This window comes from Streptomyces liliifuscus, assembly GCF_016598615.1.
GTDB classification, from domain to species: domain Bacteria; phylum Actinomycetota; class Actinomycetes; order Streptomycetales; family Streptomycetaceae; genus Streptomyces; species Streptomyces liliifuscus.
On the sequence record NZ_CP066831.1, the window covers coordinates 4,502,151 to 4,521,801 of the forward strand.

19 protein-coding genes are annotated in these 19,651 nt (G+C 69.6%); 6 read left to right on the forward strand and 13 right to left on the reverse strand.

The genetic code is table 11. The features are described from left to right. Window positions 1–63 precede the first annotated feature (63 nt). The 3 genes from guaB to JEQ17_RS18980 form a co-directional block, all read right to left on the reverse strand. The gene (gene guaB / locus JEQ17_RS18970) at window positions 64–1,569 is read right to left on the reverse strand and encodes an IMP dehydrogenase (RefSeq protein WP_200396349.1); all 1,506 of its coding nucleotides are present in this window, start codon (window positions 1,567–1,569) and stop codon (window positions 64–66) included. A 619-nt stretch (window positions 1,570–2,188) separates the two neighbouring features. Beyond that, window positions 2,189–2,776: a sigma-70 family RNA polymerase sigma factor gene (locus tag JEQ17_RS18975; RefSeq protein WP_055612680.1), complete on the reverse strand. Its 588-nt coding sequence runs from the start codon at window positions 2,774–2,776 to the stop codon at window positions 2,189–2,191. 271 nt (window positions 2,777–3,047) lie between these two features. Next, window positions 3,048–3,659, reverse strand: a complete 612-nt coding sequence (locus JEQ17_RS18980) for a response regulator transcription factor (protein ID WP_003948568.1) — start codon at window positions 3,657–3,659, stop codon at window positions 3,048–3,050. Between the two features lie 380 nt (window positions 3,660–4,039). Between JEQ17_RS18980 and JEQ17_RS18985 the strand changes: the two genes are divergently transcribed. Then, complete coding sequence (locus tag JEQ17_RS18985; protein ID WP_143639121.1) at window positions 4,040–4,375, forward strand: WhiB family transcriptional regulator; 336 nt, start codon at window positions 4,040–4,042, stop codon at window positions 4,373–4,375. A gap of 85 nt (window positions 4,376–4,460) precedes the next feature. Here the strand turns inward: JEQ17_RS18985 and JEQ17_RS18990 are convergent, their stop codons facing one another. Next, window positions 4,461–5,357, reverse strand: coding sequence for a LysR family transcriptional regulator (locus tag JEQ17_RS18990; RefSeq protein WP_200396350.1), 897 nt, complete (start codon window positions 5,355–5,357; stop codon window positions 4,461–4,463). A gap of 79 nt (window positions 5,358–5,436) precedes the next feature. Between JEQ17_RS18990 and JEQ17_RS18995 the strand changes: the two genes are divergently transcribed. The 3 genes from JEQ17_RS18995 to JEQ17_RS19005 all read left to right on the forward strand — a co-directional run bounded on the left by JEQ17_RS18995 (window position 5,437) and on the right by JEQ17_RS19005 (window position 7,989). Then, window positions 5,437–6,114 carry an MOSC domain-containing protein gene (locus tag JEQ17_RS18995; RefSeq protein ID WP_200396351.1) on the forward strand — a complete coding sequence of 226 codons (678 nt, stop codon included), beginning with the start codon at window positions 5,437–5,439 and terminating at the stop codon, window positions 6,112–6,114. Window positions 6,115–6,338: 224 nt separating this feature from the next. After that, window positions 6,339–7,112, forward strand: coding sequence for an SDR family NAD(P)-dependent oxidoreductase (locus JEQ17_RS19000; RefSeq protein ID WP_055612684.1), 774 nt, complete (start codon window positions 6,339–6,341; stop codon window positions 7,110–7,112). 169 nt (window positions 7,113–7,281) lie between these two features. Then, complete coding sequence (locus JEQ17_RS19005) at window positions 7,282–7,989, forward strand: ester cyclase (RefSeq protein WP_200396352.1); 708 nt, start codon at window positions 7,282–7,284, stop codon at window positions 7,987–7,989. 120 nt (window positions 7,990–8,109) lie between these two features. On the opposite strand, the gene groL is transcribed toward JEQ17_RS19005, so the two are convergent. The 4 genes from groL to JEQ17_RS19025 all read right to left on the reverse strand — a co-directional run bounded on the left by groL (window position 8,110) and on the right by JEQ17_RS19025 (window position 12,368). Beyond that, window positions 8,110–9,738 carry a chaperonin GroEL gene (groL, locus tag JEQ17_RS19010; protein ID WP_200396353.1) on the reverse strand — a complete coding sequence of 543 codons (1,629 nt, stop codon included), beginning with the start codon at window positions 9,736–9,738 and terminating at the stop codon, window positions 8,110–8,112. A gap of 121 nt (window positions 9,739–9,859) precedes the next feature. Further along, complete coding sequence (gene groES, locus JEQ17_RS19015; RefSeq protein ID WP_015035628.1) at window positions 9,860–10,168, reverse strand: co-chaperone GroES; 309 nt, start codon at window positions 10,166–10,168, stop codon at window positions 9,860–9,862. A gap of 437 nt (window positions 10,169–10,605) precedes the next feature. Then, entirely contained in the window at window positions 10,606–11,379 is a 774-nt protein-coding gene (locus tag JEQ17_RS19020; protein WP_200396354.1) for a polysaccharide deacetylase family protein, read from the reverse strand. Further along, window positions 11,376–12,368 (reverse strand): polysaccharide deacetylase family protein, encoded by a 993-nt coding sequence (locus tag JEQ17_RS19025; RefSeq protein WP_200396355.1) that lies wholly within the window; start codon window positions 12,366–12,368, stop codon window positions 11,376–11,378. Before JEQ17_RS19025 ends, JEQ17_RS19020 begins: the two co-directional genes overlap by 4 nt. 162 nt (window positions 12,369–12,530) lie before the next feature. Here JEQ17_RS19025 and JEQ17_RS19030 point away from each other — a divergent pair, with 162 nt between their 5' ends. Beyond that, a complete protein-coding gene (locus JEQ17_RS19030) occupies window positions 12,531–13,703 on the forward strand; it encodes a THUMP-like domain-containing protein (protein WP_234048742.1) in 1,173 nt (390 codons plus the stop codon). A gap of 30 nt (window positions 13,704–13,733) precedes the next feature. On the opposite strand, the gene JEQ17_RS19035 is transcribed toward JEQ17_RS19030, so the two are convergent. From JEQ17_RS19035 to JEQ17_RS19045, 3 genes are read right to left on the reverse strand one after another with little or no spacing between them, the layout of a single operon-like run. Then, window positions 13,734–14,912, reverse strand: coding sequence for a dipeptidase (locus JEQ17_RS19035; RefSeq protein WP_200396357.1), 1,179 nt, complete (start codon window positions 14,910–14,912; stop codon window positions 13,734–13,736). 5 nt (window positions 14,913–14,917) lie between these two features. Further along, on the reverse strand, window positions 14,918–15,472 hold the full coding sequence (gene purE / locus JEQ17_RS19040; protein WP_200396358.1) for a 5-(carboxyamino)imidazole ribonucleotide mutase: 555 nt from the start codon (window positions 15,470–15,472) through the stop codon (window positions 14,918–14,920). Continuing rightward, window positions 15,469–16,608: a 5-(carboxyamino)imidazole ribonucleotide synthase gene (locus JEQ17_RS19045; protein ID WP_200396359.1), complete on the reverse strand. Its 1,140-nt coding sequence runs from the start codon at window positions 16,606–16,608 to the stop codon at window positions 15,469–15,471. The genes purE and JEQ17_RS19045 overlap by 4 nt, the downstream gene beginning before the upstream one ends. 247 nt (window positions 16,609–16,855) lie before the next feature. On the opposite strand from JEQ17_RS19045, the gene JEQ17_RS19050 reads away from it, so the two are divergent. Then, a complete protein-coding gene (locus JEQ17_RS19050; RefSeq protein WP_234048266.1) occupies window positions 16,856–17,398 on the forward strand; it encodes a GtrA family protein in 543 nt (180 codons plus the stop codon). Between the two features lie 114 nt (window positions 17,399–17,512). On the opposite strand, the gene JEQ17_RS19055 is transcribed toward JEQ17_RS19050, so the two are convergent. Both JEQ17_RS19055 and JEQ17_RS19060 read right to left on the reverse strand, forming a co-directional pair. After that, window positions 17,513–18,787 (reverse strand): ATP-binding protein, encoded by a 1,275-nt coding sequence (locus JEQ17_RS19055; protein WP_200396360.1) that lies wholly within the window; start codon window positions 18,785–18,787, stop codon window positions 17,513–17,515. A gap of 143 nt (window positions 18,788–18,930) precedes the next feature. Beyond that, window positions 18,931–19,608 (reverse strand): response regulator transcription factor, encoded by a 678-nt coding sequence (locus tag JEQ17_RS19060; RefSeq protein ID WP_037748267.1) that lies wholly within the window; start codon window positions 19,606–19,608, stop codon window positions 18,931–18,933. Window positions 19,609–19,651: the final 43 nt, after the last annotated feature.

Sequence of the window (19,651 nt, forward strand, 5' to 3'; positions counted from 1 at the left end):
ACGACGAGGGCGGTCCCGGATGCTCCGGGACCGCCCTCGTCTCAGGTGTCGGCTGGGTGGCGACTACTGGTTGCGGCTGTAGTTCGGTGCCTCGACCGTCATCTGGATGTCGTGCGGGTGGCTCTCCTTGAGGCCCGCGGACGTGATCCGTACGAAGCGGCCCTTGGTCTCCATCTCGTCGATGGAGGCGGCGCCGACATAACCCATGGTCTGGCGCAGACCGCCGACGAGCTGGTGCAGCACATTGGCCAGCGGGCCGCGGTAGGGCACCTGGCCCTCGATGCCCTCGGGCACGAGCTTGTCGTCGGAGGCGACCTCGGCCTGGAAGTAGCGGTCCTTCGAGTACGACCTGCCCTGGCCGCGGGACTGCATGGCGCCGAGCGAGCCCATGCCGCGGTACGACTTGAACTGCTTGCCGTTGATGAAGAGCAGCTCGCCGGGCGATTCCTCGCAGCCGGCGAGGAGGCTGCCGAGCATCACCGTGTCGGCGCCGGCCGCGAGGGCCTTGCCGATGTCTCCGGAGTACTGCAGTCCGCCGTCACCGATCACGGGGACGCCCGCGGCGCGCGCCGCCAGAGCGGCTTCGTAGATGGCGGTGACCTGCGGGACGCCGATGCCGGCGACCACGCGGGTGGTACAGATCGAGCCGGGACCCACGCCCACCTTGACGCCGTCGACACCGGCGTCGACCAGGGCCTGGGCGCCGTCACGGGTGGCGACGTTTCCGCCGATCACGTCGACGCCGACGCTCGACTTGATCTTCGCCATCCAGTTGAGGGCGTTGCTGTTGTGCCCGTGGGAGGTGTCGACGATCAGGAAGTCCGCACCGGCCTCGGCGAGCGCCTGCGCCCGGTCCAGAGCCTCGGGGCTGGCGCCGACGGCGGCACCGACGAGGAGGCGGCCCTCGCCGTCCTTCGCCGCGTTCGGGTACTTCTCGGCCTTCACGAAGTCCTTGACCGTGATGAGGCCCTTGAGGATGCCCGCGTCGTCGACCAGCGGAAGCTTCTCGATCTTGTGGCGGCGGAGCAGCTGCATGGCGTCGTTGCCCGAGATGCCGACCTTGCCGGTGACCAGGGGCATCGGGGTCATGACCTCGCGCACCTGACGGGAGCGGTCGGTCTCGAAGGCCATGTCACGGTTGGTGACGATGCCGAGCAGCTTCTTGTTGCCGTCGGTGACCGGCACGCCGCTGATGCGGAACTTGGCGCACAGGGCGTCGGCCTCGGCGAGCGTCGCGTCCGGGTGCACCGTGATCGGGTCGGTGACCATGCCGGACTCGGAGCGCTTCACGAGGTCGACCTGGTTGACCTGGTCCTCGATGGACAGGTTCCGGTGCAGTACGCCGACACCGCCCTGCCGGGCCATGGCGATCGCCATGCGCGACTCGGTCACCTTGTCCATCGCCGCGGACAGCAGCGGAATGTTCACGCGCACGTTGCGGGAGATCCGGGACGAGGTGTCGACCGCGTTGGGCAGCACCTCGGATGCGCCCGGCAGCAGCAGCACGTCGTCGTAGGTCAGCCCGAGTGTCGCGAATTTCTCGGGCACTCCGTCGACGTTTGCAGTCATGACACCTTCCCCAAATGGCCTTGATCGGTGCGGATGTCCATGCTAACGGGAAGCATGGCTCTCTCATTCCACGGTTACGGGTGCCCCTGGGCTTCGTAGCTTCGTACGTGGAGGACGACCGCCGCGTTCATCCGGCGCCCGCCCGCCGGGGGCACGGGCCTTGGGCGGGCCACGCACTGTGTCGCCGCCCCGCGCCTCGCCCGGGGCGGCGGAAAAAATTTGCCGTACTCATGAGAAAGCCCACCCTGCCGGGAGGCTCACGCGGCGATCCACGGACCCCGGCGGACCGGCGCGCCGACGGTCGGACCGCACGTCCACTCGGCCCACCGACTGTCGGACCGCACATCCGCTCGGCCCATCAGCCGACCAACCGCACGCCGGCCCGGCTCGGCCGACCGCTCACCGGTCCGGCACGTCCATCCGCACACCGGCCCGGCACGTCCGAACGCACCGCGACCCGATGTCGTCCGCCCGCGTGTCGGGCCCGTTTTCGTCCGGCCGCGCCTCGAACAGGCACCCCGCCCAGCGGCCGCACTCCGAAGCCCACGAAGCCCGCGAAATCCGCCGATCGCACCTCGGCCAGGCGCACCCCACCCAGGGAACACACCCAGAAGTCCGCCTACTGCTCCGCCAGTGCCCGCAAACGGCTCAGTGCCCGGTGCTGGGCCACCCGGACCGCGCCCGGCGACATCCCCAGCATCTGGCCCGTCTCCTCGGCCGTGAGGCCCACCGCGATCCTCAGCAGGAGAAGCTCCCGCTGGTTCTCGGGGAGGTTGGCCATGAGCTTCTTGGCCCACTCGGCGTCGCTGCTGAGGAGGGCACGCTCCTCGGGGCCGAGCGAGTCGTCGGGCCGCTCGGGCATCTCGTCCGACGGCACCGCCGTCGAGCCGGGATGGCGCATCGCGGCGCGCTGCAGATCGGCGACCTTGTGCGCGGCGATGGCGAAGACGAAGGCTTCGAAGGGGCGCCCGGTGTCCTTGTACCGCGGCAGTGCGAGGAGCACCGCGACACAGACCTCCTGCGCCAGGTCCTCCACGAAGTGCCGTGCGTCACCCGGCAGTCGGGACAGCCGTGTGCGGCAGTAGCGGATCGCGAGGGGATGGACATGGGCGAGCAGGTCGTGCGTGGCCTGCTCGTCTCCGTCGACCGCGCGATGGACGAGCGCACCGATTGCCCCTTGGGCAGTGGCCGCCTCGTCGTCACGCATCGGTCCATGGTGCCTTGGCGTCGTCCTGTCCGTGGCACCGCGTCCGTAGTTGTGCACCGAAGCGTTATGAGCAGGTGCGCCGGAACTCATCTCCTGCGCCCTCCCCTCCCGCTCGACCGACTCGTTCCCGAGGAACTCCACACCTCAAGGATGCGGCATCCGCCGGGAAACGGGGATCGGGCGCCCGAACGGCCGATTTCGATCCCCCGTCGGGTCCGGCCCCACCCGCCGTGCGGCGGGCGGGGACACCCGTACCCCCGCGGCGGTTCACCTAGCGGACCAGGCCCCATCGGAACCCGAGCGCCACCGCGTGCGCGCGGTCCGAGGCACCGAGTTTCTTGAAGAGCCGTCGCGCGTGGGTCTTGACGGTGTCCTCGGAGAGGAACAGCTCACGGCCGATCTCCGCGTTCGAACGGCCGTGGCTCATGCCCTCCAGGACCTGGATCTCACGCGCGGTGAGCGTCGGCGCGGCACCCATCTCGGCCGACCGCAGTCTGCGCGGCGCGAGCCGCCAGGTCGGGTCGGCGAGAGCCTGGGTGACCGTCGCACGCAGCTCCGCGCGGGAGGCGTCCTTGTGGAGATAGCCACGGGCACCGGCGGCGACCGCGAGCGCGACACCGTCCAGGTCCTCGGCGACGGTGAGCATGATGATGCGCGCACCGGGGTCGGCGGACAGCAGCCGCCGGACCGTCTCCACGCCGCCCAGACCGGGCATGCGTACGTCCATCAGAATCAGGTCCGAACGGTCGGCACCCCAGCGGCGGAGGACTTCCTCGCCGTTGGCCGCCGTGGTCACGCGCTCTACGCCGGGCACGGTCGCCACCGCACGGCGGAGCGCCTCTCGGGCAAGCGGGGAGTCGTCGCAGACGAGGACGGATGTCATGGCCGTCCTCCGCAGCTGATGCGCGTCACCTTGAGCCTCCAGGCTGGTACGAATCGTCACCTGTGCGGTTGACGCTCTCGGACGCTTGCCCGAGCGCTTGTTCTTTCAACCGCCTCCGCACTCTCAACGACGGTCACCCGAAAGAGTTACGGGGCGGTGAGCCACGTTCGGCACTCTACGTGAGGGTGCGGACACGGTGGAGACACCCACGGTGGACCCTCAAGGTTTCATCACAACCCATGCCCCATTTAGCCGCTTTTCTTCCCATTTACTGGTGTCTGAGGCTAGATTCGCAATGAGTCATATTTTCATCTCCTTAGATCGTAGATGTACGGTCATGGGCACGTAACCGCCCAGAACGGCTACAAGGGGACAACGCAATGGCAGATTTCTCCCGCCTTCCCGGACCGAACGCGGATCTGTGGGACTGGCAGCTCCTCGCGGCCTGCCGCGGGGTCGACAGCTCGCTCTTCTTCCACCCCGAAGGCGAGCGCGGTGCGGCACGGAGCGCTCGTGAGAACTCGGCCAAAGAGGTCTGCATGAGGTGCCCGGTACGCGCGGAGTGCGCGGCGCACGCACTGGCGGTGCGCGAGCCGTACGGCGTGTGGGGCGGCCTCACCGAGGACGAGCGCGAGGAACTCATGGGGCGGGCGCGCAACCGCCTGGTCTCGGCGTCGGCATCGGCGTCCGGCGGAGGCACTCCGTCACATCACTGAAGGAACGTTTCTTCGAACGGGCACGCGCGCGTGCCCCTACTTTCCGACGGGCCGGCCCTCCGACAGGCCGGCCGCTTCCGGCGGGTCAGCGCGTCGCGGCCCGGGCCAGCTGGTCCAGCGTGGCCGCCACCGCGGGCACCTGGGCGAGGTCCGGCAGCGTGAGCGCGACGATCTCCCGTCGCAGGGCCGGCTCGACCATCACCGTGCGCGCACCCTTGGGGCGTACGGACTCGATGGCGAGCTCCGGCAGGACCGCGACCCCGAGACCCGCTCCGACCAGGCCGACCACGGCCGGGTAGTCGTCGGTCGCGAAGTCGATACGGGGTGTGAAGCCAGCGCGCTCGCAGACCTCGATGAGCTGGCCGCGACAGCGCGGGCAGCCGGCGATCCACGGCTCGTCGGCGAGTTCGCCGATGGCTACCGTCCGGGCGCGGGCCAGCCGGTGCCCTTCGGGTACCAGGCCCACGAGCCGGTCCCTGAGCAGGGGCCGTACCACCAGGTCGTCCCACTCCTCGGCGCCCGCCGCGCCCTCGTACCGGAACGCGAGTGTCACGTCGCAGTCGCCCTCGCGCAGCATCTCGACCGAGCGCGGCGGCTCGGCCTCCTCCAGGGAGACGCGCGTGCCGGGGTGCGCGGCGCGCAGGGCGGCGAGCGCGGCCGGAACGAGCGTGGAGCTGCCGCTGGGGAAGGAGACGAGCCGGACCCGGCCGGCCCGCAGGCCCGCGATCGCGGCGACCTCCTCCTCGGCGGCCGTCAGCCCGGCGATGATGCCCGCGGCATGCCGTACGAGAGCCTCGCCGGCCTGGGTCAGCCGCATCTCGCGGCCCGTACGGATCAGCAGGGGTGTGCCGACGGAGGCTTCGAGGGCCTTCATCTGCTGGCTGACGGCGGGCTGGGTGCAGCCCAGTTCGCGCCCCGCCGCCGAGAAGGAGCCGGTGGCGGCGACGGCGCGCAGCACACGGAGATGACGGGCCTCGATCACCCCCCGAGCATAAGCGAATCTTGGACATGGCGGCGAATATTGCGTCGAGGCTTTGGCCCGCATCGCCTAGCGTGCAGTCATGAAGCTTCTGTCTCTGAACCTCGGCCGCCCCAAGGCCGTCGACTACACGGACCAGGCGGACGGCGTGACCGGGATCGACAAACGGCCGGTGGACCGGCCGGTGCGGGTGTCCGCGCCGGGGCCCAAGGGGGTCGGCGCGAGCGGGCTCGCCGGGGACGCCGTGTGCGAGCTGCGGCATCACGGAGGCGACCACCAGGCGGTGTACGCCGTCGCCCGCGAGGACCTCGACGACTGGGAACGCGAACTGGGCCGCCCCCTGGCAAGCGGAATGTTCGGGGAGAACCTCACGACGGAGGGCGTCGACGTGTCCGGCGCGCGGATCGGTGAGCGCTGGCGGATCGGCTCCGAGGTCGTTCTCGAGGTCACGTCCGGGCGGATTCCCTGTCTCACCTTCCAGGGCCATCTGGGCGAGAAGGGATGGGTCAAGCGGTTCACCGCGAAGGGCGCGCCGGGTGCGTATCTGCGAGTGATCGAGCCGGGTGAGCTGCGGGCGGGCGATCCGATCGAGATCGTCCACCGGCCCGACCACGAGGTGACCGTCGCCCTCCAGTTCCGCGCCGTCACGACCGAACGGGCCCTGCTGCCGAAGGTGTTGGAGGCGGGGGACGCCCTGCACCCGGAAGCGCTGAAGAAGGCACGGGAGTACGTGGAGAAGTACGGCCAGGCCGCGAAGTGAGCCGAGACGGCCGTCCGGCCGGGCGAGTTGACGGAGCCCGGCACGGACGGGCGGTCGATCCGGACACTCCGTGCAAATCACACCACCGTCCGCCGCACCGCGAAGGCCGGGAGATGACAGGGCAGTTCGTCGTTGTGGAGGTTGTGGGGAAGGCACAGCCGACGGGTGCACTTTCGGGTCATTCGACGCACGGACAGCATGAGACAGGTCACTAATCTTGGGCCATGACAACGGCTCTGATTACGGGATCGACCGCGGGCATCGGTGCCGCCTTCGCGCGGCGGCTCGCCTCCGACGGGCACAACCTCGTGCTGGTGGCGCGTGACAAGAAGCGGCTCGGCGAGCAGGCGACCGAACTGCACGACCGGCACGGCATCGAGGCGGAGGTGCTGACGGCGGATCTGGCGACGGACGAGGGAATCGAAGCGGTGGCCGCCCGCCTCTCGGACCGCAAGAACGCGGTCGACCTGCTGATCAACAACGCGGGCTTCGGCAACAAGGGCCTCTATCTGGACGTACCGATGGCGGACGAGCTGAAGATGCTCAAGGTGCACTGCGAGGCGGTGCTCCGGCTGACGTCGGCGGCGGCCGAGTCCATGCGGGCGCGCGGGCGCGGCGGTGTCGTCAACGTGGCCTCCACGGCCGCGTTCGTGCCGCGCGGTACGTACGGGGCGTCGAAGGCGTGGGTCGTGCAGTTCACGCAGGGCGTGGCGAAGGACCTGTCCGGCAGCGGCGTCCGGCTGATGGCGCTGTGCCCCGGGTTCGTGCGGACCGAGTTCCACGAGCGGGCCGGGATGGGCACGGACAACATCCCGAACTGGATGTGGCTGGACGCCGACAAGGTGGTCGCGGCCGCGCTGGCCGACCTGGCCCGGGGCAAGTCGCTGTCCATTCCGGACCCGCGCTACAAGGCCCTGATGGGAGTCGCGAAGGTGACTCCGCGGGCGTTGCTCAGCGGGATCAGTTCGAAGACGGGGCGGAAGTACGGGCCGAAGTGAGCGCGGTGGCGCGTGGTGACACGGACGGACACTTAGGCAACGGCACGGACGGCGCGGACTGCACGAGCACAGGCACAGGTGGAATCCCCTTCGGCTGAAAAACGGCCGGAGGGGATTTTCACTAAAATGGGCGTATTCAACCGGACTCGAAGTGCCGGGAGGCGGCGCCATGACTTTCGTACAGCTGATCGACTGCAAGACCAGCAGGATCGACGAGATGAACCGGCTCATGGACAGCTGGGTCGAGCAGACCAAGGGCAAGCGGACCGCGACGCACAACGTGATCGGGAAGGACCGGCACGACGCGTCGCACTTCGTCGAGATCGTGGAGTTTCCGTCGTTCGAGGTGGCGATGCGGAACTCGAGCCTTCCGGAGACCGACCGGATCTTCCGGGAGATGGTGGCGATCTGTGACGAGATGCCGACCTTCACGGATCTCGACGTGGTGCGGGACGAGTGGCTCTACAAGGCCAGCGTCCGCAATCTCTTCGGGCTGTTCGCCGGGAAGGGCAACATGCCGACGTGGGACCAGACCGTCGCGGAGAACTACCACGACCATGATCCGGCCAACGAACAGGGCGCCATCGGGCTGGACGCCATGCGCCGCGAGGTGGAGATGTGGCGGTCCGGCTTCGACTTCGTGTTCACCATCGAGGACCAGATCTCCGACGGTGACCGGGTCTGTACGCGCTGGACCTGGAACGGCACCCACAAGGGTGACTTCATGGGGATACCGGCCAGCGGCAAGCAGGTCACCATGACCGGTACGACCATTCACCGGTGCCGCGAGGACGGCAAGGTCGTCGAGGGGTGGTGGCAGTACGACCGGCTGGGGCTGATGGACCAGCTCGGAGTGCTGGACCAGCTGGAGGTCTGACCGCGCCGGGCCGCGCCGGCGACAGCACGAAGGCCCGGTCCCCCGCGACGGGGTACCGGGCCTTCGCCGGGCGCTCAAAGGGACCTACGCCCCCTCGGGCCGCCCGGAAGCGGCTTGCGCCTAGTGGGAGTGGCCGTGACCGTGGCCGCCGCCCGCGTCGCCCTCTTCCTCCGCCGGCTTCTCGACGACCAGGGTCTCGGTCGTGAGGAGCAGGGAGGCGATGGAGGCGGCGTTCTCCAGGGCGGAGCGGGTGACCTTGACCGGGTCGATGACGCCCTGCTTGACCAGGTCGCCGTACTCGCCGGTCGCGGCGTTGAAGCCCTGGCCCTTGTCGAGCTCGGCGACCTTGGAGGTGATGACGTAACCCTCCAGGCCGGCGTTCTCGGCGATCCAGCGCAGCGGCTCGACGGCGGCCTTGCGGACGACGGCCACACCGGTGGCCTCGTCGCCGGTCTTGCCGAGGTTGCCCTCCAGGACCTTCACGGCGTGGACGAGCGCGGAGCCACCACCGGAGACGATGCCCTCCTCGACCGCGGCGCGGGTCGCGGAGATGGCGTCCTCCAGACGGTGCTTCTTCTCCTTGAGCTCCACCTCGGTGGCGGCGCCGACCTTGATGACGCACACGCCGCCGGCCAGCTTCGCGAGGCGCTCCTGGAGCTTCTCGCGGTCCCAGTCGGAGTCGGTGTTCTCGATCTCGGCCTTGATCTGGTTGACACGGCCGGCCACGGCGCCGGTGTCGCCACCGCCGTCGACGATGACCGTGTCGTCCTTCGAGATGGTGACGCGGCGGGCGGTGCCCAGCACGTCGAGGCCGACCTGGTCGAGCTTGAGGCCGACCTCCTCGGCGATGACCTCGGCGCCGGTGAGCGCGGCCATGTCGCCGAGCATCGCCTTGCGGCGGTCACCGAAGCCGGGGGCCTTCACGGCGACGGCGTTGAACGTGCCGCGGATCTTGTTCACGACCAGGGTCGACAGGGCCTCGCCCTCGACGTCCTCGGCGATGATCAGCAGCGGCTTGGAGGAGTTGGTCTGGATGACCTTCTCCAGCAGCGGCAGCATGTCCTGGATGGAGGAGATCTTGCCCTGGTGGATCAGGATGTACGGGTCGTCCAGGACGGCTTCCATGCGCTCCTGGTCCGTCACGAAGTACGGCGACAGGTAGCCCTTGTCGAAGGCCATGCCCTCGGTGAAGTCCAGCTCCAGACCGAAGGTGTTGGACTCCTCGACGGTGATGACACCGTCCTTGCCGACCTTGTCCATCGCCTCGGCGATGAGCTCGCCGACCTGGCTGTCCTGGGCGGACAGACCGGCGACGGCGGCGATGTCGGACTTCTCGTCGATCGGGCGCGCGGTCGCGAGGAGCTCCTCGGAGACCGCGGCGACGGCCGCGTCGATGCCCTTCTTCAGGAGGGCGGGGGACGCGCCGGCGGCGACGTTCTTCAGGCCCTCGCGGACGAGCGCCTGGGCCAGCACGGTGGCGGTGGTCGTACCGTCACCCGCGATGTCGTTGGTCTTGGTCGCCACCTCCTTCACCAGCTGGGCGCCGAGGTTCTCGTACGGGTCGTCGAGCTCGACCTCGCGGGCGATGGTGACACCGTCGTTGGTGATGGTGGGTGCGCCGAACTTCTTGTCGATGACGACGTTGCGGCCCTTGGGGCCGATCGTCACCTTGACCGTGTCGGCAAGCTTGTTGACGCCGCGCTCGAGGGCGCGACGGGCGTCCTCGTCGAACTTCAGGATCTTCGCCATGGGAGCGGTTCAGCCCTCTCGGAAAACGTGGGTGAAACGAACTGCGCCCCCGACGCCCGGCTTCATAAGGTCGCGGGGGCCAGGGGCGCAGTTCACTGCAATGCTGGTAATGCCGGGTGAATTACTTCTCGACGATCGCGAGCACGTCGCGAGCCGAGAGGACGAGGTACTCCTCGCCGTTGTACTTCACCTCGGTGCCGCCGTACTTGCTGTACAGCACGACATCGCCGGTCTTGACGTCGAGCGGAAGACGCTCGCCGTTCTCGAAGCGGCCCGGGCCAACGGCCAGGACGACGCCCTCCTGGGGCTTCTCCTTGGCGGTGTCCGGGATGACCAGGCCAGAGGCCGTGGTCTGCTCGGCGTCGAGCGGCTGGACCACAATGCGGTCCTCAAGCGGCTTGATGGCAACCTTGGAGCTGGTGGTCGTCACGATCCGACCTCCCCCTTCGGAGATCTCACGGGGTTAACTGTCTGAGGTGGCGACCAGGTGGATCCGTCGTCGCGGGTGCCGGACCTGCCCGTCGCTATTGGCACTCTCCTGCGGTGAGTGCCAGGCCTGAGACTATGACTGCGATTAGCACTCGGTCAAGCGGAGTGCCAGTTGCCTCCGGCGGTCAGGGGATGTTCGGCGCCCGGTGCCACGGGTGAACGCCCCTGGGGGCTGCCGCCCCCAGCCCCCCGCTCATCGGCCTGAACGGCCTCGTCCTCAAACGCCGGACGGGCTGAAAATGTCGGCCCGGGCCGCGAAGTATTCAGCCCCTCCAGCGTCCGAATCCTCAGCCCCTCCGGCGTTTGAGGAGCGGGGGTTCGGGGGCCGGCCCCCGAAAAGGGACGGGAATGGGTAGGGGCGGCGGGGGCGAGAAATCGCTAGAGGTAGTCCTCCAGGCGGGCGACCGTGAAGCCCTGGTCCTGGACCCGGTTCAGGATCTTGGCTGTTGTCCGAGTGAGACTCGCACCGCCACGGCCCTCCGGGCAGTGAAGGACGTCGCCCGGGCGAAGGCGGTCGGCGTCACGCCAGAGGACGACGGCGGCCACCCCGCAGTCGGCGGCAGCACGCAGAGTGTCGGTGTTGTAGTCGCCGTAGGGCGGCCGAAAGAGCCGCGGCCGGATACCGAAGCGCTGCTTGAGCTTCTCCTGCTGCCCACAGATCTCGGCCCGCTGACCGGCGTACGGGAGACCCGGCAGGTACGGATGGTCGAGCGTGTGGTTCTGCACGGTCGCACCGACCGCGCGGAGCCGGCCGAAGTGGGCGTACCCCGGCCCGACGACACTGTCCGTGAGGAACATCGTGACCGGCAGCCGCAGCTCACGGACCATGTCGACGAACCCCGGGTCCTTCTCGGCACCGTCCTCGAAGGTCAGGAAGACGACCCGGTCGCGGGTGGGGACACGGTCGACCACGGGCGGCAGGCCCGGTCCCGCGCTACGGGCGGAGGGCCGCCGGCCGGGCGGCTTCGGCGCCGGCGCGAGCGGGGCGGACAGCCCCCAGCGGCGGTACGGGTCCTCGGTGGGGCCGTACGTGCGCACCTTCTCCGCGGCCTTCTTGCCCAACCGCTCGATGGGGTCCACGGACTGGGCGCAGCCGGCCAGGCAGACCAGGCCCGCGAGCAGTGCTGCGGCGGCGGCCGGCCGCTTCCTCACAGGTAGTCCTCGATGCGTGCCACCGCGTACCCCTTGTCCGTGACCAGTTTCAGGAACCGTCGGACCATGTCCGGCATCGTGCCCTTCCAGTGCTCCCTGCCGCGGAAGTGGCTGAGAACGATGTCTCCGGGGTGCAGGTCGCGGTCCAGTTCGCGGTAGTCCCAGCGGTCGACGAAGACCTCCTCGTTCCACAGCGGGGCCGCCTTGATGCCGCAGGCCCTTGCCGCGCGCAGGGTGTCCTCGTTGTAGTTGCCGAAGGGCGGGCGGAAGAGGGTCGGGCGCTTGCCGTAACGCTTCTCGATCACGTCCTGCATGCCGCAGATCTCCCGCTTCTGCCGTTCGTAGGAGAGGTTCGGCATATAGCGGTGATTGAGGGTGTGGTTGTTCAGGACCACACCCCTGTCCTGCATCTTCCTGAAGTAGCCGTAGTCCTCTTTGATCAGGTAGTCGCTCAGGAAGGCCGTGTACGGGATCTTCAGCTCGCTCATCATCCGCAGGAACGCGGGGTCCTTCTCGGCGCCGTCGTCGATGGTGAGGAAGACGACCTTGTCCTTGGTGGGGATCGTGGTGAAAACGGGTGGCAGGCCCTCGTGGTCGTCCACCTCGAAGCCCTTGCGGGTGCTGATACGGGGCTTCTGCTCGGGGGCGGGGGGTGCGGGGAGTGGGGGCTCGGACAGCCCCCACCGCTTTGCCGCGGTGGCGCGGGCGCGCTGCTCCTGACGGAGTTTGGTGGCGTAGGTGTCCATGGCTCGCGCGGGTGGGGCCTTGAGGAGTTGCTGGCCCGCGGCGGGCTTGGGGGTGGTGGATGGGGTTTCTCCGCAGCCGGCCGCCAGTGCGGTGACGGTCAGTAGCGTGATCGCGGTGCGTGCGGGGCGTGTGGGCCGGTTGTTCGTCCGCGGGCGCGTGGGGGCTGGTCGCGCAGTTCCCCGCACCCTTGAAAAGGACCCCCCGATTACACCGTTACTGTAATTTTGTCGTACAAGTCGCATGGGTCCGGATACTCACAGGTCGGGCCCCTCACCAGGCGTCGACACCGCCGTCCTGCCCGTCCCGTCCACCGACTGGCCCACAATGGGGCGGTGAACGACCTCGATCCTCCCTCCCGCCACCCGACCACCGCCCCTCATCGACGGGCTGCGCCCGACACCCCCTTGTCGTCATTCGCTGCCCTGCTCACCGACCAGGGCCGTGCCCTTCTCGAAGAGGTGCGGGACACCGAACCCGCTCAGGAGCTGGCCGTCGCGACCCGGCTGCGGCGGGAGCATCCCGTCGGGCTCGTGTCGGCGGCGCTCGGGCAGGCGCGGTTGCGGCAGCGGGCCGTGGCGAAGTTCGGCGCGGCGGACGCGGGGCGGATGTACTTCACGCCGAACGGGGTGGAGCAGTCGACCCGGGCGAGTGTCGCCGCGTACCGGGCCCGGCGTTTCCAGGAGCTCGGCGTGCGGTCCGTGGCGGACCTGTGCTGTGGGATCGGCGGTGACGCGATCGCGCTCGCCCGGGCCGGGATCCGGGTGCTCGCCGTCGACCGGGACCCCCTGACGGCGGCCGTGGCGCGGGCGAACGCCGACGCGCTCGGGCTCGGCAAGCTGATCGAGGTGCGCGAGGCGGATGTCACGGAGGTCGCGACGGACGCGTACGACGCCGTGTTCGTGGATCCGGCGCGGCGGGGCGGGCGCGGGCGTGTCTTCGACCCCGAGGCCTATTCGCCGCCGCTGTCGTGGGCCGTGCGAACCGCCCTCGAAGCGCCCCTCGCCGCCCTGAAGATCGCACCCGGGATTCCGCACGAGACCGTCCCCGCCGAGGCGGGGGCCGAGTGGATCTCGGACTCCGGGGACGTGAAGGAGGCCGTGCTGTGGTTCGGCACGGGAGACGCGGGATCCGTACGCGCGACTCTGCTGCCCGGGCCGCGGACTCTCGTCGGCCGGGGGCTGCCCGATCCTCAGGTGCGGCCCCTGGGACGGTACTTGTACGAGCCCGACGGGGCCGTCGTCCGGGCGCATCTGGTCGCGGAGGTCGCCGAGGAGCTGGACGGCGGCGGCCTCATCGACGAGACGATCGCCTACATCACCGCGGACTCGCTGAAGGCCACGCCCTACGCCACCGCCTACGAGATCACCGATCAACTTCCCTTCGGCGTGAAGAAGTTGAAGGCACTGCTGCGGGAGCGCGGGGTCGGTGTCCTCACCGTCAAGAAGCGCGGCTCGGCCGTCGAGCCGGAGGAGTTGCGGCGCAAGGTGAAGCCGCAGGGGCCGAACTCGGCGACCGTGTTCCTGACCCGGGTGAAGGGCGCCCCGACCATGCTGCTGGGGCACCCCGCACCCGCGTAACCGCTCCCGACCGTCGCGTAACCGCCGTACCTAGCCGTCCAGTTGGTCCAGGGTGGCGTTCGACGGGCCCCTGCGGGACTGCTCCTCGCGGGCCACGTCCTCCGCGGCGCCCAGCACCCGGACCGCGTTCTGCCAGGTCAGCTTGGCGAGGTCGGTGGAGGACCAGCCGCGGTCCAGGAGTTCGGCGATGAGGTTCGGGTAGCCGGAGACGTCGTCGAGGCCGTCGGGCGTGAACGCCGTGCCGTCGTAGTCGCCGCCGATGCCGATGTGGTCGACGCCCGCCACCTCGCGCATGTGGTCGAGGTGGTCGGCGACCGTCGGAACGGTCGCGACGGGGCGGGGGTTGGACTCCTCGAAGAGGCGGTGGACCTTCATCGCCTCGGTGGTCGTGTCGAGGTGGTGGAAGCCCTGCTCGCGCATGTTCTCGTCGGCGGCGGCCGTCCAGTCGACGGCGGCCTGGAGGACGAACTTCGGCACGAACGTCACCATCGCCACACCGCCGTTGACGGGCAGGCGCTCCAGCACGTCGTCCGGGATGTTGCGCGGGTGGTCGCAGATCGCGCGCGCGGAGGAGTGGGAGAAGATCACCGGCGCGACGGACGTGTCCAGCGCGTCCCGCATGGTCGTGGCGGCCACGTGGGAGAGGTCCACGAGCATGCCCAGGCGGTTCATCTCCCGTACGACCTCGCGGCCGAACGCCGACAGGCCGCCGACGGACGGCTTGTCCGTCGCCGAGTCCGCCCAGGCGATGTTGTCGTTGTGGGTGAGGGTCATGTAGCGGACCCCCAGCTCGTACAGCCCGCGCAGGGTGGCCAGCGAGTTGTCGATCGAGTGGCCGCCCTCGGCGCCCATCAGCGAGGCGATACGGCCCTCGCCGCGGGCCGTCTCCATGTCGGCGGCCGTCAGCGCGGCGCGCAGGTCGGCGGGGTAGCGCGCGATCAACTGCTGGACGCAGTCGATCTGTTCGAGCGTCGCCGTGACCGCGCCGGGCAGATCGGAGCGTACGTACACCGACCAGAACTGCGCGCCGACACCGCCCGCCCGCAGCCGGGCCAGGTCCGTGTGCAGATGGGCGCTCTGGTCGGCGGCGATGTCACGGGCGCCGATGTCGTAGCGGACCTGCTCGCGCAGCGCCCAGGGGAGGTCGTTGTGCCCGTCGACCACGGGGAAGTCGGCGAGCAGGGCGCGGGCGCGGTCCAGGGACGACATGCGCGTCACTTCCCGAAACCGAAGCCGTTGCCGGCGCCGGCCTCGACCTTGGAGCGCAGGCGCTTGCCCTTCTCCGTGGCCTGGTCGTTGAGCTCCTGCTGGAACTCGCGCATCCGGCCGAGGAGTTCGGCGTCCTGGGTGGCGAGGATGCGGGCGGCCAGCAGGCCCGCGTTGCGCGCGCCGCCGACCGAGACCGTGGCGACCGGGACACCGGCCGGCATCTGGACGATCGAGAGCAGCGAGTCCATGCCGTCGAGGTACTTCAGCGGGACCGGGACGCCGATCACAGGCAGCGGGCTCACCGAGGCGAGCATGCCCGGCAGATGGGCCGCTCCGCCCGCGCCCGCGATGATCACCTTGAGGCCGCGCCCGTCCGCCTCCTCGCCGTACGCGATCATCTCGCGCGGCATCCGGTGCGCGGAGACCACGTCGACCTCGTACGCGATCTCGAACTCGTCGAGGGCCTGTGCGGCCGCTTCCATGACGGGCCAGTCGGAGTCCGAGCCCATGACGATGCCGACTACGGGCGACTCGGAGGACACATCTGCGGACGTGCTCATTCGGTGATCGTGCCTCTCAGGTAGGCGGCTGCGTGACGGGCGCGGTCGAGGACGTCGTCCAGGTCGTCGCCGTAGGTGTTGACGTGGCCCACCTTGCGGCCGGGCTTCACGTCCTTGCCGTACATGTGGATCTTGAGCTGGGGGTCGCGGGCCATGCAGTGCAGGTACGCGGAGTACATATCGGGGTAGTCGCCACCCAGGACGTTCACCATGACCGTCCACTTCGCGCGCGGGCGCGGATCGCCGAGAGGCAGGTCCAGGACCGCGCGGACGTGGTTGGCGAACTGGGAGGTGATCGCGCCGTCCTGGGTCCAGTGGCCGGAGTTGTGCGGGCGCATGGCCAGCTCGTTCACGAGGATGCGGCCGTCACGGGTCTCGAAGAGCTCGACGGCGAGATGGCCGACGACGCCGAGTTCCTTCGCGATGCGCAGGGCCAGCTCCTCGGCCCGCAGCGCGAGCTCGTCGGAGATGCCGGGCGCGGGCGCGATCACCGTGTCGCAGACCCCGTCGACCTGCTGGGACTCGACGACGGGGTAGGCGACGGCCTGACCGTGCGGCGACCGTACGACGTTGGCCGCCAGCTCCCGGGCGAAGTCGACCTTCTCCTCGGCGAGGACCGGGACGCCGGCGCGGAAGGGGTCCTCGGCGTCCGCCGCGGACCTCACGACCCACACGCCCTTGCCGTCGTAGCCGCCGCGGACGGTCTTGAGGACGACCGGGAAGCCGTCCCCCTCGGCCGCGAACGCGGCGACGTCCTCCGGATCGCTCACGATCCGGTGCCGTGGGCACGGCACGCCGATCTCGTCGAGCTTCGCGCGCATCACGCCCTTGTCCTGGGCGTGCACGAGCGCGTCGGGCCCGGGGCGCACGGGAATGCCGTCCGCCTCCAGGGCACGCAGATGCTCGGTGGGTACGTGTTCGTGATCGAAAGTGATCACGTCGCAGCCCCGCGCGAAGGCCCGCAGCGTGTCGAGGTCGCGGTAGTCGCCGATGACGACATCGCTGACCACCTGCGCCGCGGAATCCTGGGGGGTGTCACTGAGGAGCTTGAATTTGATGCCGAGCGGGATGCCCGCCTCGTGTGTCATACGAGCGAGCTGACCCCCGCCGACCATGCCGACTACCGGGAACGTCACGCCCCCAGGGTATCGGCCATATCGGGGCACCCCTGTCGCGCGCATGATCATCGGAAGTTCCGCATGTTCATCACATCCCGGCCACATATTCGAGTCCAAGCCAGGCACTGAAGGGAACCGCTGGTTAGCATGGCGGAGTCGACGAAGGTTGACGAAATTGACGTATCCGACGAGACGGGGGCTGGGCGACACCATGGGCAAAGGTGGTAAACGCAGGGCTCATGCCAGGCCGCCCAGTGCTGTCCGCATGCGAATCGACCGGCTGACCAGGGAAGTCGCCAAGTTCGGCGCGGTCGGCGGGGCGGGTCTGCTGGTCAACCTGATCGCCTTCAACGTGGTGCGCAGTACCACGGATCTTCAGGTCGTGCGGGCCAGTGTGATCGCCACGGTCGTCGCGATCGTCTCGAACTACATCGGTTTCCGGTACTTCACGTACCGCGACCGCGACAAGAGCGGCCGCACCAAGGAGCTGACGCTGTTCGTGCTGTTCAGCGCGGTCGGCCTGGTCATCGAGAACGGCTTCCTCTACGCCGCCACGTACGGGCTCGGGCTGGACAGCCCGCTGGCCAGCAACGTCTTCAAGTTCGTCGGCATCGGGATCGCGACGCTCTTCCGCTTCTGGTCCTACCGCACCTGGGTCTTCCGGGCGGCTCCGGCACGTGAGGCCGTGGCCAGCGCCGAATCGTTCCTGGAGAACCCGGAGCCCTATCTCGACCAGGAGCGCCAGGCCTACCTGCAGGACGAGGACCGCCCGACCCGCCAGTTCCGCCAGGTCCAGCGCGTCCGCTAGAGGCCTTTCCCTTCGAGGCGCCGCGCACCCCCGCCCCGCCAGGGGCGCGGGGAACTGCGCGACCAGCCACATCCGGCCCGCAGCCTCCCGACGACCCCGGACCCGGCCTCAGCCTCAGCGAACCGTCTGCTCGTCGCCGCCGTCCTGCGGCCGTTTGAGAGGCGTACGCGACAGGAAGAGCCCGAACACCGGAGGCTGCGCCTGGAGCATCTCCAGGCGCCCCCCGTCGGCCTCAGCGAGGTCACGGGCCACGGCGAGCCCGATCCCCGTGGAGTTCCGCCCGCTGATGGCCCGCTCGAAGATCCGGGCGCCCAGATCGGCCGGGACACCGGGCCCCTCGTCGGTGACTTCGATCACAGCCTGGTTGCCGGTGACGCGCGTGCGCAGCGCGACCGTGCCGCCACCGTGCATCAGGGAGTTCTCGATCAGCGCGGCGAGCACCTGGGCCACGGCTCCGGGCGTCCCGACGGCCTGGAGATGGTGCTTGCCGGAGCTGACGATCGCGCGGCCCGCGTTGCGGTAGGCAGGGCGCCACTCCGCGAGCTGCTGCTTGATGACCTCGTCGAGGTCGAAGGTGACGGCGGAGCCGGTGCGCGGGTCCCGGGAGTTCGTCAGGAGCCGTTCGACCACGTCCGTGAGGCGCTCGACCTGGCCCAGCGCGATGGTCGCCTCCTCCTTCACGATGTCCGGGTCGTCGGTGAGGGTGATCTCCTCCAGCCGCATGGACAGCGCGGTCAGCGGCGTACGCAGTTGGTGCGAGGCGTCGGCCGCCAGACGCCGCTCGGCGGTCAGCATGCGGGCGATGCGCTCGGCCGAGCCGTCCAGGACGTCCGCGACCCGGTCCAGCTCCGGGACGCCGTAGCGCTTGTGGCGCGGCCTCGGATCCCCCGAGCCGAGCCGCTCGGCGGTCTCCGCGAGGTCGGTCAGCGGAGAGGCGAGCCGGTTGGCCTGGCGCACCGCGAGGAGCACGGCGGCGATCACCGCGAGCAGGGCGACGGCCGCGATGATCAGGAGCGTACGGCCGACCTCGCGGGTGACCGCGGAACGGGGCTCCTGGACCGTGACCGTCTCACGCTGCTCGCCCTTGCGGGTGGACTTGATGACGTCACCGGTGGGCTTGTCGCCGATGTGGATGTCGGCGCGGCCCGGGATCTCGATGCGCGCGTACCGGTCGCCCGTGACCTGGTCCTTGAGGACACCGGCGCTGATCAGCTCGTCACCGAGGATGCGGCTGTCGACGATGCTCACCAGCCGCACCGCCTCGGAGTCCACCCGCTCCTGGGCGCTGTTGCTGATGGTGCGGGTCTCCACGATGACGAGCGAGACCCCGAACACGGCGATCACGACCAGCACGACGGCCAGAGTGGAATTGATGAGACGGCGACGCACGGGGCCCTCCGGGCAACTGATCGATCAGGGGCTAGGGGCGCCCTTCAGGGGCGCGAGGAACTGCGCGACCAGCCACACACGACCCGCGGCCGCGCACTCACCGACGCCACAACGGCGATGAGGCGCAGCCCAACAGCAACGAGCTAACTCTTCTCGAAGCGGAAACCCACTCCACGTACCGTCGCGATGTACCGCGGATTCGCCGCGTCGTCGCCCAGCTTCTTCCGCAGCCACGAGATGTGCATGTCCAGCGTCTTCGTGGACGACCACCACGTGGTGTCCCACACCTCGCGCATGAGCTGGTCGCGCGTGACGACCCGCCCGGCGTCCCGGACGAGAACCCGCAGCAGGTCGAACTCCTTGGCGGTGAGCTGGAGCTCCTCGTCGCCCATCCAGGCCCGGTGCGACTCGACGTCGATGCGCACGCCGTGCGTGGCGGGCGGCTGCTGGGGCTCGGCCGCGCCGCGCCGCAGCAGGGCCCGGACACGGGCCAGCAGCTCGGCGAGGCGGAACGGCTTGGTGACGTAGTCGTCGGCGCCGGCGTCCAGGCCGACGACCGTGTCCACCTCGTCGGCGCGCGCGGTCAGAATGAGGATCGGCACGGTGTGCCCCTCGGCGCGCAGCCGCCGGGCCACCTCCAGGCCGTCCATGCCGGGCAGCCCGAGGTCGAGCACACACAGATCGATGCCGCCCTGGATGCCGGCGTCGAGCGCGGTGGGGCCGTCCTCGCGTACCTCAACCTCGTACCCCTCCCGGCGCAGGGCGCGGGCCAGGGGTTCCGAGATGGACGCGTCGTCCTCGGCGAGCAGTACTCGGGTCATGAACTGATGGTAGTCCGCTGCGGACCAGTGCAGACAGGGTGAT

Excerpts from the sequence above, each read along its gene's own strand:
- JEQ17_RS19050 (WP_234048266.1), top strand. The coding sequence starts at position 16,856 with ATGCGAATCGACCGGCTGACCAGGGAAGTCGCCAAGTTCGGCGCGGTC.
- JEQ17_RS18985 (WP_143639121.1), top strand. The coding sequence starts at position 4,040 with ATGGCAGATTTCTCCCGCCTTCCCGGACCGAACGCGGATCTGTGGGAC.
- JEQ17_RS19025 (WP_200396355.1), bottom strand. The coding sequence starts at position 12,368 with ATGCGACTTGTACGACAAAATTACAGTAACGGTGTAATCGGGGGGTCC.
- JEQ17_RS18980 (WP_003948568.1), bottom strand. The coding sequence starts at position 3,659 with ATGACATCCGTCCTCGTCTGCGACGACTCCCCGCTTGCCCGAGAGGCG.
- JEQ17_RS18975 (WP_055612680.1), bottom strand. The coding sequence starts at position 2,776 with ATGCGTGACGACGAGGCGGCCACTGCCCAAGGGGCAATCGGTGCGCTC.
- JEQ17_RS18995 (WP_200396351.1), top strand. The coding sequence starts at position 5,437 with ATGAAGCTTCTGTCTCTGAACCTCGGCCGCCCCAAGGCCGTCGACTAC.
- JEQ17_RS19035 (WP_200396357.1), bottom strand. The coding sequence starts at position 14,912 with ATGTCGTCCCTGGACCGCGCCCGCGCCCTGCTCGCCGACTTCCCCGTG.
- JEQ17_RS19005 (WP_200396352.1), top strand. The coding sequence starts at position 7,282 with ATGACTTTCGTACAGCTGATCGACTGCAAGACCAGCAGGATCGACGAG.
- guaB (WP_200396349.1), bottom strand. The coding sequence starts at position 1,569 with ATGACTGCAAACGTCGACGGAGTGCCCGAGAAATTCGCGACACTCGGG.
- JEQ17_RS19000 (WP_055612684.1), top strand. The coding sequence starts at position 6,339 with ATGACAACGGCTCTGATTACGGGATCGACCGCGGGCATCGGTGCCGCC.
- JEQ17_RS19060 (WP_037748267.1), bottom strand. The coding sequence starts at position 19,608 with ATGACCCGAGTACTGCTCGCCGAGGACGACGCGTCCATCTCGGAACCC.
- purE (WP_200396358.1), bottom strand. The coding sequence starts at position 15,472 with ATGAGCACGTCCGCAGATGTGTCCTCCGAGTCGCCCGTAGTCGGCATC.
- groL (WP_200396353.1), bottom strand. The coding sequence starts at position 9,738 with ATGGCGAAGATCCTGAAGTTCGACGAGGACGCCCGTCGCGCCCTCGAG.